14 protein-coding genes are annotated in these 14827 nt (G+C 61.2%); 13 read left to right on the top strand and 1 reads right to left on the bottom strand.

Annotated features, from left to right (window positions below):
* Nucleotides 1-30 precede the first annotated feature (30 nt).
* Nucleotides 31-1497 (bottom strand): DASS family sodium-coupled anion symporter, encoded by a 1467-nt coding sequence (locus tag N645_RS0111780; RefSeq protein ID WP_238559247.1) that lies wholly within the window; start codon nt 1495-1497, stop codon nt 31-33.
* A 236-nt stretch (nt 1498-1733) separates the two neighbouring features.
* On the opposite strand from N645_RS0111780, the gene N645_RS0111775 reads away from it, so the two are divergent.
* The 13 genes from N645_RS0111775 (at nt 1734) to N645_RS0111715 (ending at nt 14823) form a co-directional block, all read left to right on the top strand.
* The gene (locus N645_RS0111775) at nt 1734-3491 is read left to right on the top strand and encodes a response regulator (protein ID WP_193744977.1); all 1758 of its coding nucleotides are present in this window, start codon (nt 1734-1736) and stop codon (nt 3489-3491) included.
* The gene (locus N645_RS0111770) at nt 3491-6346 is read left to right on the top strand and encodes a class I adenylate cyclase (RefSeq protein WP_024461714.1); all 2856 of its coding nucleotides are present in this window, start codon (nt 3491-3493) and stop codon (nt 6344-6346) included. Before N645_RS0111775 ends, N645_RS0111770 begins: the two co-directional genes overlap by 1 nt.
* A 197-nt stretch (nt 6347-6543) precedes the next feature.
* Entirely contained in the window at nt 6544-8229 is a 1686-nt protein-coding gene (locus N645_RS0111765) for a GMC oxidoreductase (RefSeq protein ID WP_024461713.1), read from the top strand.
* Nucleotides 8229-8792 carry a gluconate 2-dehydrogenase subunit 3 family protein gene (locus tag N645_RS0111760; RefSeq protein ID WP_024461712.1) on the top strand — a complete coding sequence of 188 codons (564 nt, stop codon included), beginning with the start codon at nt 8229-8231 and terminating at the stop codon, nt 8790-8792. Before N645_RS0111765 ends, N645_RS0111760 begins: the two co-directional genes overlap by 1 nt.
* 303 nt (nt 8793-9095) lie before the next feature.
* Complete coding sequence (locus tag N645_RS17820; protein WP_081666090.1) at nt 9096-9251, top strand: lipoprotein; 156 nt, start codon at nt 9096-9098, stop codon at nt 9249-9251.
* 20 nt (nt 9252-9271) lie between these two features.
* Nucleotides 9272-10525: a diaminopimelate decarboxylase gene (gene lysA / locus N645_RS0111750; protein WP_024461711.1), complete on the top strand. Its 1254-nt coding sequence runs from the start codon at nt 9272-9274 to the stop codon at nt 10523-10525.
* Nucleotides 10526-10534: 9 nt separating this feature from the next.
* On the top strand, nt 10535-11365 hold the full coding sequence (dapF, locus tag N645_RS0111745) for a diaminopimelate epimerase (protein WP_024461710.1): 831 nt from the start codon (nt 10535-10537) through the stop codon (nt 11363-11365).
* A gap of 7 nt (nt 11366-11372) precedes the next feature.
* Nucleotides 11373-12062, top strand: a complete 690-nt coding sequence (locus N645_RS0111740; protein WP_024461709.1) for a DUF484 family protein — start codon at nt 11373-11375, stop codon at nt 12060-12062.
* Nucleotides 12063-12180: 118 nt separating this feature from the next.
* The gene (gene xerC / locus N645_RS0111735; RefSeq protein ID WP_024461708.1) at nt 12181-13092 is read left to right on the top strand and encodes a tyrosine recombinase XerC; all 912 of its coding nucleotides are present in this window, start codon (nt 12181-12183) and stop codon (nt 13090-13092) included.
* A gap of 104 nt (nt 13093-13196) precedes the next feature.
* Complete coding sequence (locus tag N645_RS17050) at nt 13197-13544, top strand: hypothetical protein (RefSeq protein WP_024461707.1); 348 nt, start codon at nt 13197-13199, stop codon at nt 13542-13544.
* Nucleotides 13545-13885: 341 nt separating this feature from the next.
* Nucleotides 13886-14059: a hypothetical protein gene (locus N645_RS18190; protein ID WP_193744976.1), complete on the top strand. Its 174-nt coding sequence runs from the start codon at nt 13886-13888 to the stop codon at nt 14057-14059.
* Nucleotides 14056-14382 (top strand): type II toxin-antitoxin system RelE/ParE family toxin, encoded by a 327-nt coding sequence (locus tag N645_RS0111720; protein WP_024461705.1) that lies wholly within the window; start codon nt 14056-14058, stop codon nt 14380-14382. Before N645_RS18190 ends, N645_RS0111720 begins: the two co-directional genes overlap by 4 nt.
* Nucleotides 14383-14532: 150 nt before the next feature.
* A complete protein-coding gene (locus N645_RS0111715; RefSeq protein WP_024461704.1) occupies nt 14533-14823 on the top strand; it encodes a hypothetical protein in 291 nt (96 codons plus the stop codon).
* Nucleotides 14824-14827 lie beyond the last annotated feature (4 nt).

Raw genomic sequence — 14827 nt, 5'->3', positions numbered from 1 at the left:
TCCCTTTTGGGCCCAACTAACCAGTGAGCGCTAGTGGAACAACCGCCAGTGAATCAACGCCGTTCCGAGGGCCGCCACCAGCGCGGTACCGATCAGGTTGAGCGCCAGCCCGGCGGAGGCCATTTGTTTGATCGATAGCTGGTTGGAGCCAAAGACGATGGCATTCGGTGGGGTGGCCACCGGCAACATGAAGGCACAGCTCGCGGCAATGGCGGTGGGCACCACCAGCGCCTCCACCGGCAGGCCGAGGGCAATGGCCAGCGCGCCAAGCAGGGGGAGAAAGGCGGCCGTTGTCGCGGTATTGCTGGTGATTTCGGTCAGAAAGATGATGGTTGCCGTCACCGCCAGAACGATGACCGCGGTGGGCCAGCGGTCCAGCGTTTCCAGGCCCGAGGCAATGGCTTGGGCGAGCCCGGAATCCTGGATGATACCGGCCAGTGCCAGCCCGCCACCAAACAGCAGCAATACCCCCCAGGGCAGTTTCTGGCTGGATTCCCAGTCCATCAGGCGTGAGCCGTTTCCATCACCGGCGGGAAGTGCGTGCAGTACAATGGCACAGGCAATGGCGATGCTGGTGTCGGTGAGCGCGCCGGCGGGTAATAACCCGGCCAGCAGGGGCTGAAAAATCCAGGCCGCCGCTGTCAGGATGAACACCCAGGTGACCCGCTTTTCCATCCGGGTCATGGGCCCCAGCTCGGCGAGGCGCTGCCGGAACAGGCCGTGATCGGTTCTGTGAGATGGGGCGTCGCCGGTGCCGGCGGTCCGTCCGCGGGCCACCACGTGGGCCAGCCACAGCCAGGCCGCCGTCAGCATGGTCAGGCTGACCGGCAAGCCGATGATCATCCACTCGCCAAATCCCAGTTCGATACCATGCTGTTCGGACAGATAGGCGGCCAGCAGAGCGTTTGGCGGGGTGCCGATCAGAGTGGCAATGCCGCCGATACTGGCGGAATAGGCAACGGCAAGCAGCAGGGCCACGGCGTAGGGGTTGCCTGAACGGGCATCATCGACCCCTTTCACCTGAATGACCGAGAGTGCAATGGGCAACATCATGATCGCGGTGGCCGTATTGCTGACCCACATACTCAGAAACGCCGTGGCCAACATGAAGCCCGCCAACTCCCGGGCCGGCGTGCCGCCCATGGTGGACAGAATCCGCAGCGCCATCCGCTCGTGCAGGCGCCAGCGCTCCATGGCCAGGCCCAATACAAACCCGCCGAGAAACAGGAAGATCAGCGGGTGGGCATAATCGCGAGTTACCGCACCGGGCTCGACCAGACCGAGCAGTGGGCCGAGCACAATCGGCAGCAGCGCGGTGGCGGCCAGAGGCAATGTTTCGGCAATCCAGAACACGGCCATCAGCCAGGCCAGCCCCAGCGCGCGCCAGGCCTCGGTGGACAGATCGCCGGGGGCCGGAGTAAGGGTCACCAGCAGCACGCCGGTGGTCCCGAGCAGTAAACTGAGCCATTTTCCCTGAGTGGGTCGGATATCGGGCAAGACGGGCCTCTTTGAGTGGTTATAACCGGACATTGATTTTTCCTTTGGCATCGCGCCAAAAATGCACTAGCCTTAGGGGCTGTAGTCCGTTCTCAGCACAGTCTGGGCGGGCCCTCCGGGCGAAAGCAGACCGCTGACGGCTCTCGAAGTATATACCTTGTATGCGCTTCGAGCCGTCTGAAGCAAGCCGGCTCTGGCGCCGCCCTATCCGATAAATGGCCAGCGGTGCCTTGGTAATGGCGACACATGATCCCTCTGTGCAACAGCGCATCCGCGCGCTGGAGAAGGAACTGGCAGAGCTGAAAGCCCGAGTGGCTTCTTCAGAGCCTGCCGGTGCGCTTTCCGAGGCGCAGGCATCGGATCGGTTGTCCAGCGCCCAGGATGCCCTGATTGCCGCCAAAACCCAGGCCGACCTGGCCAACCGCACCAAAAGTGAATTTCTGGCCCGAATGAGCCACGAAATCCGCACGCCCATGAACGCCATCATCGGCCTGGGGCACCTGTTGGGCGACACCCCGCTGGACGACCAACAGCGCAGCTATCTGGACAGCATGGGCGCGGCGGCGGACTCCCTGCTTCATATCATCAACCAGGTGCTCGACTTCTCCAAAATCGAGACCGGCAAAATCGTCCTCGAATCCGCTCACTTCGATCTGGAGCAGGTGTTTGAAAAGCTCGCCCGGTTGTTCGAGGTCAGCGCCATCCACCGGCAGGTGGACATCACCTATGACCTTCACCCGGAGGTGCCCCGCTTTCTCCGGGGCGATACCGCCCGCCTGAGCCAGATACTGAGTCATCTGGTCAATAACGCCATGCAGTATTCCACCAGCGATCAGGTGCTGCTGAGCGTGCGTCAGATCAACGCCACTTCGGAAGGCGTCGAGCTGAAATTCTGCATCACCGATTTCGGGGTGGGAATGAGCCCGGAGCAGGTCGCGGCACTGGAGGCCAGTTTCGACGCCATGGCCCGGGGTGACTTCCCCCGGCAAGTGGGGGTGGCGACCAGCACCGGATTGACCATCTGCTATCACCTGATCAAGCTCATGCACGGCGAACTGGAAATCCAGACCGAGCCCGGCCGGGGCTGCCGGATCAGCTTTACCGCCCGGTTTGAACACAGCCAGATCGGAGCCCGGACGCTGACGGAGCGCCCGAACCAGTTTGAGCATCTTCGTGCCCTGATCGTCGATGATAATGCCCTGGCGCGGGAGATCATTGCGCGTACCCTGCACAATATGCAGCTTAATGCCGACTGCGCAGCGTCCGCCGAGGAGGCGATTCACCAGTTGCGCACAGCCGAGCGGGCCGGCCGACCCTACGACCTGGTACTGATGGATTATCAGATGCCGGTGGTGAACGGCCTGGAGGCGACCGAAGCACTTAAGTCGGATTCGGCACTGGCCCATACACCTCAGGTTCTGTTGATTTCGTCTTACCATCGCGATGAGATTTTCGACGGCGAGCAGAATGCCGAACTGGTGGATGGGTTCCTGAACAAGCCCGTCAGCGAATCGCGGCTGTTTGACGCGCTCAGTCAACTGTTCAGCGGCCATCTGAACGCCCAGGCCACCACCACGCCCGGCGCGGAGGTATCCCTGGCCGGGCTGAATGTCCTGCTCGCGGAGGACAATAAGGTGAATCAGCAGGTGGCCCAGGGCATTCTGCGCAAGCGCGGCGCCGAGGTGACACTGGCCGCTACAGGCCGCGAGGCTCTGGATCAGTTTTACCGGAATGTGGATCATTTCGATGTCATATTGATGGACTTGGAAATGCCCGAAATGGACGGCTATGAGGCGACCCGGCAGATTCGCGCCGGCGACCAGCGCCCGGACATTCCCATCGTGGCCCTGACCGCTCAGGCACTACGGGGCGACCGCGAGCGCTGCCTGGCTGAGGGCATGAACGACTACATCACCAAACCCATCAAACCGGCCCTGCTCTACCAGACCCTGTTCGAGGTGGTTCAGGCGGCAACCACACCCCAGGGAAAGTAATGGGCCTACGCTCAGACATCATTGAACTCGATCATAGTGATGGCGGGCTCGACCGGAAACAGCTCAAGCGGCTCAAACAGCGTTTTCTCGATCTCAACCGGGTGCGCCATCGGCGCATGCTCGAGGGCCTGAGCGACCGTCAGCAGGACCTGGTGGTTCTATTGCCGCTGCTGTTTCACGTCAACCACCCCATGTTGCCCGGATACGTCTCCGGCACCACCCCCGCCGGCCTCAGCGGTTACGAACCCGATCGGGATCAGATCCGCCGCGCCCGGGGGTTGGCCCGTAGCTTCCACTATCAGCGCGACGTCAGCGCCCGCGTCTGTGACATCGATGCGCTGTTTGTCATGGGCAGCGTCGGCACCATCGCCCAGAGCGAAGGCAGTGACCTGGATGTCTGGGTGTGTCATCGAGCGGGCCTGGAGCGCGAGGCGCGCGATCAGCTCCGGCGCAAGTGCCGCCAGCTGTCTCTCTGGGCGGAACAGCAGGTGCGCCTGGAAGTGCATTTTTTTCTGATGGAGCCCGACCAGTTCCGGACTGGCCAACTGGGCCAGCTTTCAGCGGAAGGCAGTGGCTCCGCCCAGAGGTTTCTCCTGCTGGATGAGTTCTACCGCACCGCCCTCTGGTTGGGAGGCAAGCTACCTCTGTGGTGGTTTGTGCCCAGTAGCTGTGAGCGCGACTACGCCGCCTACACTCAAACCCTGCTCGGGCAGCGGTTCCTGCGCGCCGCCGAGGTGATCGACTTTGGCGGCCTGCCGGACATCCCCACCGATGAATTCGTGGGTGCGGGCATCTGGCACCTCTATAAAGGCATTGAGTCGCCCCACAAATCGGTCTTGAAGCTGATGCTGCTGGAGGCCTATCTGCAGGGTCAGGATCGCCGCCCGTTGGCGCTGACCTTCAAAGAGGCGATGTATCAACAGGCGCCACACCCGGATCGCCTCGACGCCTATGTGATGATCTACCGGCGTCTGGAGCAGTACCTGATCGACTCTGGTGACCCGGGAGACCGCCTCAACCTGGCCCGCCGGTGCCTGTACTTCAAAGTGGACAAACCGCTGACCCGCCCGCCCCGCAGCGGGCGCAAGTCCTGGCAGCGGGAGCAACTCGAGCAACTGGTGGCGGAGTGGGGGTGGAGCCACACCGAGCTGCAGCGGCTGGATCAGCGTCGGCACTGGAAAGTACCGGATGTGATGGAGGAACGACGCCAATTGGTGGCAGAGCTCAGTGCCAGCTACCGGCTGATCAACGCGGTCAGTAAGGCGTCCACCGAGACCCGGATCAGCGATGACGAGCTGATGGTGCTGGGGCGCAAACTGCACGCGGCGTTTGAACGCAAGGCGGGCAAGGTGGAATGGCTCAACCCCGATATCTCTCAGGACATCGCCGAACCGGCGTTGATTTTTGTGGAAGAGCCGGACACGAGCCCCGAAGGGCCGCGCTTCTGGGCCGTGTTTCGCAGCCGGGATGGCCAACCGGACGGCCCGCCCCTCAAGCGCGCGCGCTATCTGGGGGAGTTGCTGCTGTGGACCTATGGCAACGGCGTGCTCGGCGCCGGTGCCTGGTTTGATGTGCAGGGCGAGCGGGTCAGCCTGACCGCCCCTCAGCGCCAGCAGCTCTGGCAATGGCTGCATCATTGGCTGCCTTTGCCGTTGGTGACCCGGGCCCATGAGCCTTTTCAGCGGGCGGCCCGGGCGGAACGCCTGCTGTTACTGTTCAACCTGGGGGTTGAACCCCAGGCCAATCTTCACGAGCGGGGCCTGCAGATGCTCAGCGCCCAGCGCGATGCCCTGGACTTCAGTGGCCTGCGCGACAATCTGGTGCTGACCCTGGATCTGGTCCAGATCAACAGTTGGCGCGAAGTGCTGTGCCGTCACTATGACGACGATGCACTGATCAACGGCCTCCAGTATTACCTGCGTCTGGCGCCTCCGGGACGGGGGCTGGCCCCGCCGGAGGTGACCATCCGCTGCCTGGGAGCCCAGGGTAACCTGGTGGTACAGCGTCTGGAGGAGCTCTGGCAGGACCTGGTCGGCTGTTATTACTCCGGCACCCGTCCCGCCAGTAGCCGCTATGTGCTGGAAACCGCCGAAGGCTATGTGCTGATCCAGTTCCTCCAGCAACAACCCCACGTCACCCGTTATGGCAGCTACGATGCCCTGATCGACAAGCTGACCAATGCGCAACTGGAATACAGCCCCATCGTGGTCGATCGGCACGCCCTGAAAAATCGTCCTCTGAAACTGATGGCCGACCAGGCTCGCGAGCCGGGGGTCTATCTGTTTTATCAGGTGCAGGAAGAGGAGGCCGAAGTGACCTTGATTGATGAGCTGGGGTCTCTGCTGGTGATCCGGCTCTCGTTTTTCAGCCACACGACGCTTCTGCGTCCCCTCCATCATTTCCTGCGTTCCGTCGTGGCCCGTCAGAGCGCCAGCGCCGATCAGGGAGGAGACGCGACGCCCCCGGTTCGGCTGTTTGAGCTGTGTGGCCGGGTGGATCAGGGTCGCGGCTACCTGGAGGAACGTGCCAGCGCCGGAGACCTCAGCCGGTTGACCTTCACCAATATTCAGGTGATTGCCGAGCCGGCTCCGGACGGCGATATCCTGTACACCGTGTACTGCAACGACCGGGAGTTCTCGGCCCTGGACTATGGAGACGAGCTGTTCACCGAAGTGGCGCGCTATATCCTGTCCATGCGTCGTGCCAAAGAGCGCTATCCCTGCTATATCACCGACCTGGACCTCAGCCAGTGCCGGGACCTGTTGGCGCCGCAATTGGGGCTTCAGCTCAGTCACTACCTGGATATCAAGGCTCAGCTGGAGCGGCGGCTCAACAGGGCGCTGTTGGATCTGTAAGCGCTTGTGTTAAGAACCGTGAGGCCCGTGGAAATTTGCACGGGCGCAGGGTAGGCTATGCCGGGGTTCGTCATACAAGCCTGACGGCCTTCCCCAGGTGGGATTTATGAAAAGACATCGAATCGCTCAGATCGGCAATTCGTATTAGCGATGCTTGATCCGCCGGGTCAATAATATAACGAGACAGAGATGTAACTATGGCAGACAACCACTACGACGCAATTGTGGTCGGCTCCGGCATCAGCGGCGGCTGGGCCGCCAAAGAGCTGACCGAAAAAGGCCTGAAAGTGCTCCTGCTGGAGCGCGGTCGCAATATCGAACACGTCAAGGACTACAAGAACGCCACCAAGGAAGTCTGGGACTATCCGCACCGGAACAAGCCCACCCAGGAAATGATCGAAAACTACCCGGTCCTCAGCCGGGACTACCCGCTCAATGAGTCCACCTTCGGGATGTGGGCCGACGAGCAGAAAAACCCCTACATTGAAGAAAAGCGCTTCGACTGGTTCCGCGGTTACCACGTGGGCGGTCGCTCCCTGCTGTGGGGCCGTCAGAGTTACCGCCTGGCGCCGGCGGACTTTGAAGCCAATGCCAAAGAAGGAATCGCCATCGACTGGCCGATCCGTTACAACGACATCGCCCCCTGGTACGACTACGTCGAAAAATTCGCCGGCATCGCCGGGACCCGGGAAGGCCTGGATATCCTCCCCGATGGTCAGTTCCTGCCCCCCATCCCGCTCAACTGCGTGGAAAAAGACGTGGCGGCGCGTATCGAAAAGGCGTTCGGCGGCAAGCGGCACATGATCCACAGCCGGGTGGCCAATATCACTGAACCCAAGCCCGAGCAGGGCCGGGTCAACTGCCAGTACCGCAACAAGTGCTGGCTGGGCTGTCCCTTCGGCGCCTACTTCAGCACCCAGTCCTCCACCCTGCCGGCGGCCATGAAAACCGGCAACCTGACCCTGCGGCCCTTCTCGTTGGTGAAAGAAATCATCTACGACAAGGACAAAAAGCGGGCCAAGGGCGTGGAGGTGATCGACACCGAAAACAACCAGACCTACGAGTATACCGCCGACGTGGTGTTCCTGAACGCCTCGGCCTTCAACTCCACCTGGATTCTGATGAACTCCGCCCGGGATGTCTGGGATGGCGGTCTGGGCAGCAGCTCCGGGGAGCTGGGCCACAACGTCATGGACCACCATTTCCGGGCCGGCGCCAGCGGCCAAGTGGAAGGTTTTGACGACAAATACTATTACGGCCGTCGTCCCGCCGGTTTTTATGTCCCGCGTTTTCGCAACGTGGGCGGTGATCAGCGTGATTATGTACGCGGCTTTGGTTACCAGGGCTCCGCCAGTCGCCAGAACTGGGATCGCAACATCGCCGAGTTTGAGGTCGGCGCCGATCTCAAGCAGGCACTCAGCGAACCGGGCGCCTGGAACATCGGCATGATCGGTTTTGGGGAAACTCTGCCCTATCACGACAATCGCATCTCCCTGAACCACAGCGTCACCGACGCCTGGGGTCTGCCGGTGCTGGCGATGAACGTCGAGATCAAGGACAACGAAAAGAAAATGCGCAAGGACATGATTCAGGACGCGGTGGATATGCTCGAAGCCGCGGGTGTGAAGAATGTTCAGGGCGGCGACTGGGGTTACGCTCCGGGCATGGGCATCCACGAAATGGGCACCGCCCGTATGGGCCGGGACCCCAAAACCTCGGTGCTGAATGCCCACAACCAGGTATGGGACGCGCCCAACGTCTACGTCACCGACGGCGCCTGCATGACCTCCGCCTCCTGCGTAAACCCGTCCCTGACCTATATGGCACTGACCGCCCGTGCTGTGGACCACGCGGTGAATGAACTGAAGAAGGGGAATCTGTGATGAATCGACGTGAACTCCTCAAACTGATCACCGCCGCCACCGGCACCGCCATGATCGGCAGTACCGGGGTCATCGCCGGTTGCGCCTCCAAAGAGGAGGCGGCCCCGAGCCTGAGCTTCACCGAACAGGACGTGTTCCTGCTCGATGAAGTGGCGGAAACCATCCTGCCACGCACCAACACCCCAGGGGCCAAAGACGCCGAAGTGGGCCAGTTCATGACCGTGTTTGTCCGGGACTGCTATACCGAGGCCGAGCAGGCGATCTTCCACAGCGGCATGGATCAATTGAACGCCGCGGCCAACGAGCAGTACGGCCGCGACTTCATGAACCTGAGTGGCGAGCAGCGCACCGAGTTCATCCGGGCGCTGGATGCCGAGGCGAAAGCGGTGGCCGCCGCCGGCACCACACCGCCGCACTACTTCACCATGATGAAGCAGCTGACCCTGTTTGGTTTCTTTACCTCCCAGGTGGGGGCCACCCAGGTGCTGCGCTACATCGCCATCCCGGGCCGTTACGATGGCTGCATGCCGTACGAGGAAGGCGACCGGGCCTGGGCGACCTGATTCAGGGTCAGGTAACGGCGGGTGCGCAGTCTAATCGCTGCGCTCAGCCCCTACGCATGGCTGTGGGGTCGGTTTGGTCGCGGCGGATGCGCGCTTCGCGCTTATCCGCCCTACGGGTGGCACGGCAGTTCGCGTAGGGCGGATAAGCGCGAAGCGCGCATCCGCCGTTACCCAAAGCCGTAGGGTGGATAAGGGGCGAAGCCCCGTCATCCACCGTCTGGTCCCCTCTCCCATTTGTTGAGCCCCCACACCCTCAGGGTTATACTGCCCGCCTTGTTTCGCCCGAGCCCTGCAGGAGTGCCCATGACCCCCCGTTACGCCACCTTGAGTGCGGTATTGCTGTCCACCTTATTGTTGGCAGCCTGTGGTCAGAAAGGCCCTCTCTACTTGCCCGAAGATGCCGAATCCGGTGAACCCCGGAACGAGCAACCCGCGCCGGAAGGCAGCCAGAGCGAATAACCCCCGATTTGAGACCCGATATGCAGCCTTTTGAACGCCGTGACGGCGAACTGTTTGTGGAAGACGTCCCCCTGGCCCGCATCGCCGAGCAGTTCGGCACGCCCACCTACGTCTACAGCCGCGCCGCCTTTACCCAGCACTACCTGGCCTACGCCCAGGCCCTGGGCGATCACCCGGGGATGGTGTGCTACGCCATCAAGGCCAACTCCAACCTGGCGGTGCTGAACCTGCTGGCCCGGTTGGGCGCCGGGTTCGATATTGTTTCCGGTGGCGAGCTGGAGCGGGTCCTGCGCGCCGGTGGTGATCCCAAGCGGGTGGTGTTTTCCGGGGTGGGCAAAACCCGCGAGGAAATGACCCAGGCACTCAACGCCGGGATCTTCTGCTTCAACGTCGAATCCGAAGCGGAGCTGGAGCAGCTCTCACAGGTGGCCAGTGAGCTTGGCAAAGCCGCCAATATTTCCCTGCGGGTCAATCCGGATGTGGATGCCCAGACTCACCCCTATATCTCCACCGGGCTGAAAGAGAACAAGTTCGGCATCGATATCGAACGCGCCCCGGCCGTTTACCGCCGGGCGGCAGAGCTGCCCGGGTTGTCCGTGCAGGGTCTGGACTGCCACATCGGCTCTCAGCTGACCCAGCTCGCCCCGTTTATGGACGCGCTGGATCGTCTGTTGGTGCTGGTCGACGAGCTGGCGGGCGAAGGCATCCACATTCATCACCTGGACCTGGGCGGTGGCCTGGGGGTGACCTATCGGGACGAAACCCCGCCGCCGGTCAGTGACTATATGGACGCGATCAAGGCCAGACTCGGCGATCGTAAATTGAGTCTGATGTTTGAGCCGGGCCGCTCCATTGCCGCCAATGCCGGCGTGTTGTTGACTCAGGTGCTCTACCTCAAGCCGACCGAACACAAGAACTTTGCCATCATTGACGGGGCCATGAACGACAACATTCGCCCGTCCCTGTACCAGGCGTGGCAGAACATTGTGCCGGTGCGGGAGCATGGGGGTGAGGTAAAAACCTGGGACCTGGTAGGCCCGGTGTGCGAAACTGGGGACTTTCTGGGCAAAGACCGCTCGCTCGCACTGCAGGCCGGTGACGTGCTGGCCATGCTCTCCGCCGGGGCCTACGGCTTTGGCATGAGCTCCAACTACAACAGCCGGGGCCGCCCGGCGGAAGTGCTGGTGGACGGCGATCGAGCGCATCGGGTGCGTGCCCGGGAAACCATAGATGACCAGTTGCGCGGTGAGCAGGTGCTCCCCGACTCGGAGTAAGGAAGTTTCATGCGTTTGCGCTTTACCAAAATGCACGGCCTGGGCAACGACTTTGTTGTGATCGACGGCGTGACCCAGAAGGTGCGTTTGAGCACGGAGAAAATCCGTACCCTGGCGGATCGGCATTTCGGTGTCGGTTGCGATCAGGTATTGCTGGTGGAAACGCCCACGCGACCGGATATCGATTTTCGTTACCGCATCTTCAATGCCGATGGCGGCGAGGTGGAAAACTGCGGCAACGGTGCTCGCTGTTTCGCCCGCTTTGTGCTCGAGCGCAAGCTGACCGGCAAGCGGTCCATCAAAGTGGAAACCGCCGGTGGCGATATCACCCTGAAGGTCACCGAGCAGGGACAGGTTCAGGTCGATATGGGCATACCCCGCCTGAACCCGGAGGAAATTCCCTTTCAGGCAGACGCCGAAGCGATCCGTTACGATCTGGCGCTGCCGGAGCAGACGCTGGATATCTCCGCAGTGTCCATGGGTAACCCCCACGCCGTGTTGATGGTCAACAAGGTCGACAGTGCCCCCGTGGAAACCCTGGGGCCGCTGATTGAGAGCCACGAGCGTTTCCCGCGTCGGGTCAATGCCGGCTTTATGCAGATGGTCTCCCCCAGCGAGATCAACCTGCGGGTGTACGAGCGCGGCGCCGGGGAAACCCTCGCCTGCGGCACCGGTGCCTGCGCGGCGGTGGTGGCGGGCCGGTTGCGTCAGTTGCTGGAGGAAACCGTCAAGGTCAACCTGCCCGGCGGCAGCCTGAGCATCACCTGGCCCGGCCCCGGCCACTCGGTTATCATGACCGGACCCGCCACCACGGTGTTTCACGGACAGGTAAAAATATAAGGCCATTATGAGCGAGCAACGCACCGAAGCCAGCCAAGTGACCGACGAGCAGGTTGCCCAATACCTGGAAGCGCATCCGGACTTTTTTGTTCAGCATCGCAAACTGCTCGCCGACCTGGAGCTGCCCCACGAAAGTGGTCCGGCGGTCTCTCTGGTGGAGCGTCAGGTGTCGGTACTGCGTGAACGCAATATGGACATGCGCCACCGGCTGAGCAAACTGCTGGACAACGCCCGGGAAAACGACAAGCTGTTCGACAAAACCAAGCGCCTGGTGCTGGCCCTGCTGGAAGGTCGGGACATGGGCGATATCATCGATGCTCTGTGTTTCAGCTTCGACCAGGACTTCAATATTCACTACACCAGCATCCTGCTGTTCGGTCACGAAGATCGCGTTCCCAGCAGCCAGGCTCGGGTGGTTACTATCGGCGAGGCGCGCCAGCACATTGCGCCCCTGCTGAAAAACAACCGCGCCATGTGCGGCACGCTGGGCGAAGGCGAGCTGCAATTTCTGTTTGGCGACAACGCCCATCAGATTGGCTCCGTCGCCACCGTTCCGTTGGTGCATGGCAATGCCTACGGCCTACTCGCCATCGGCAACCGCGACCCCCACTACTACCGCTCCAGCATGGGCACCCTGTTCCTCGGCTACATCGCCGAAGTCCTCAACCGCTTGCTCCCCGAACACCTCCCGCGCTAAGCTGAAACGGTTGTCGGCACCACATGGGTGCCCTTGTATGTTTGGTTGTACCGCTGCGCGGCCCGTAGGGCGGATAAGCCAAAGGCGCATCCGCCGTCTCCCATAACGGACAGCACCCATGCCCCACCCTTTCTCAAACGAACGCACCGCCTTCCTCACCTACCTGCGCACGGAAAAACACCTCTCCCCGCGCACCGAAGACGCCTACGCCCGGGACCTGGACAAATTCCTCGCCTACTGCGAAACCCGACAGATCACCGACCTGTCCGCCATCACCGTCCACCACCTGCGGGAAAACCTGGCATCGCTGCACCGCAAAGGCCTCACCGGAAAAAGCCTGCGTCGCTGGCTCTCCTCCCTGCGCGCCTTCTTCCGTTTCGGTATCCGCCGCGGCTGGCTGAAAACCAACCCCGCCGACGGCCTGCAGGCCCCCAAGGTAGAAAAGAAACTGCCCAAAGTATTGGACGTGGATCAGGCCGGGCAATTCGTGGAAGTAAAGGACGAGGGCTTTCTGGGCAAACGCGACCGCGCCCTGCTGGAGCTGATCTACTCCTCCGGCCTGCGCCTGGCGGAGGCGGTGGGCCTCAACCTGAACGACATCGACCTGCGCGAAGGCGCCGTCACGGTCACCGGTAAAGGCAATAAAACCCGGCAATTGCCGGTGGGCCGACAGGCACGCGATGCCGTAAAAGCCTGGCTTCCGGAGCGCGCCCTGGTGGCGCCCCCGGAGGAAACTGCACTGTTTATCGGCCAGCGCGGCAAGCGCCTTACGCCCCGCGCCGTGCAACTGAGAATGCAGCAGCTCAGCATCCGACAGAACATGGACGAGCCAGTCCATCCCCACATGCTCCGCCACTCCTTCGCAAGTCACATGCTCGAATCCAGCGGCGATCTGCGTCTGGTGCAGGAGCTATTGGGTCACGCGAATATTTCAACGACCCAGGTGTACACCCATCTGGATTTTCAGCATCTGGCGAAGGTTTATGATAAGGCGCATCCGCGGGCGCAGAAAAAGTCTTCACGAGATTAGGAAGGTTCCGAATAGAAACATTGGGAATGTAAATGACGAGCGCAAAATCGCTATAATCGAATCGGAAATAGAGTTCGTTCGGCACTAAACTATAGGGAGTTAATATGGATTTATACGACGTATTTCAAAACTTCAGAATCGGCGTTACCAAGGATAAAGTCGACAAGGTATCCCGTAAAACAACAGGTAATAAAACCGAAATTTCCGTGCTTCAAGACCATGTGGATCACCTCTCTCTGGTCTGTCAGGCCATGTGTGAACTGATGGAGAATGTTGGGTTCAGCAAGGAAATGGTACTCGCCAAAATACAGGAAATCGATTTGCGCGACGGTCAGTTGGACGGGAAATGCGCCAAGTCGTACAACTGCCCCAAATGCAGCCGCTCGCTGGCTCAACGTCACATCAAGTGTCTATACTGTGGTGAGCCGGTGTTGAAGTCGGACTTGCTGTAATGTCCTGATGGTCTATTGATACCAGAAGGGCATAGTCTATGGGTTGGATATGCTGGGTGGTCTACCCCAAACAGTGCTCACCCAATCACCGCCCCCGGCGATAACACCTCCGTTTTGCCTACAACCCGAGTCGGGACCCGCTACCTGTGCGCTGACCGCATTGCCAGCCATGACCTCGGTGGGCGGAAGACGAGGGCCGTCAGGCCCACAGCGAGAGCAAGCTGTGGGCGGCCTTGGGAGGGGTAAAGTGGATGAGTGGGAGCTCGCACTTTAGAGGGCAGGTGCGAGCGAACGCGTAAGGGCGTACAATGGATAATGATTTTGTATTAATAGGTGACACCATGCGTGAAGTCCCCAAAGCCCTCCTCCCAGATGAGGCTCTAGACAAAGCCAAATGCCGCGAAGCGGTCGAGGCAGCGCTGGCCCGGCCTGAGCCCCAAAAGGCCTTCGACCGGCACGCCTGGCTGGCCCACACCAAAGAGCAACTCAAGCGCCACGCCTCCACCGGCCAGTGAGTGAATACCGCCTCAGCGACGAAGCCGAACACGACGTGGCGGAAATGTACCGCCGCGGCTTCTGGCAGTTCGGTGAGCCGCAGGCGGACAAGTTCTTCCACCAGCTGTTCGACAGCCTTGAGCTGCTAGCGTCCTTCCCCGAATCTGGACGCGCCGCCGAAGACATCTACCCCGGCCTGCGCCGGATCGAGTTCAACCCCTACGTCATCTTCTACCTGCGGCGCGACTACGGCGTGTACGTACTGCGGCTGCTCAAACAGAGCCAGATCGTGAAAGCGGAGTACATCGCCCAGGGTCTCAAGAGTCGTAGCGAAGAAGACTGACGGGCAAGGCCCGCCTTCGAGAGGAAGCGGTTGCCACAGACCCCGGTAAACACAAACGCCAACAGTGCCAACAACCCATTCTGGCCGATAATAGCCAAGCCAAAAAAGGTCAGTGCGGTCCCGGCCTAACGGACCCGCTCGGTATCGGCTTTGAAAAACCGTGCTCTGGATTCCTGCTTCGCCGCCACTTCGGAAAATACCGGCACCCTGATCGAGGTAGAGGCCAGCGACGGCTACCACCAGGCTCAGGGTTACGACAACTTGGGCAACATCAGTAAGAAGTCCGATGTGAGCAGCTACAGCTATGGCTCCAAGTGCCAGCAAGGCGCAGGCCCCCACGCGCTGTGTAAAACCAGCGACGACCAGAGCTACTCGGACGACGCCAACGGCAGGATGGCGGGTGACTCCTCGGAAACCAAAGGGGTCAGAGTCGTTGATTGAAACA

Origin of the sequence: Marinimicrobium sp. LS-A18 (assembly GCF_000463525.1) — a bacterium.
GTDB classification, from domain to species: Bacteria; Pseudomonadota; Gammaproteobacteria; order Pseudomonadales; family Cellvibrionaceae; genus Marinimicrobium; species Marinimicrobium koreense.
This window is presented reverse-complemented; position numbering and strand designations above follow the sequence as displayed.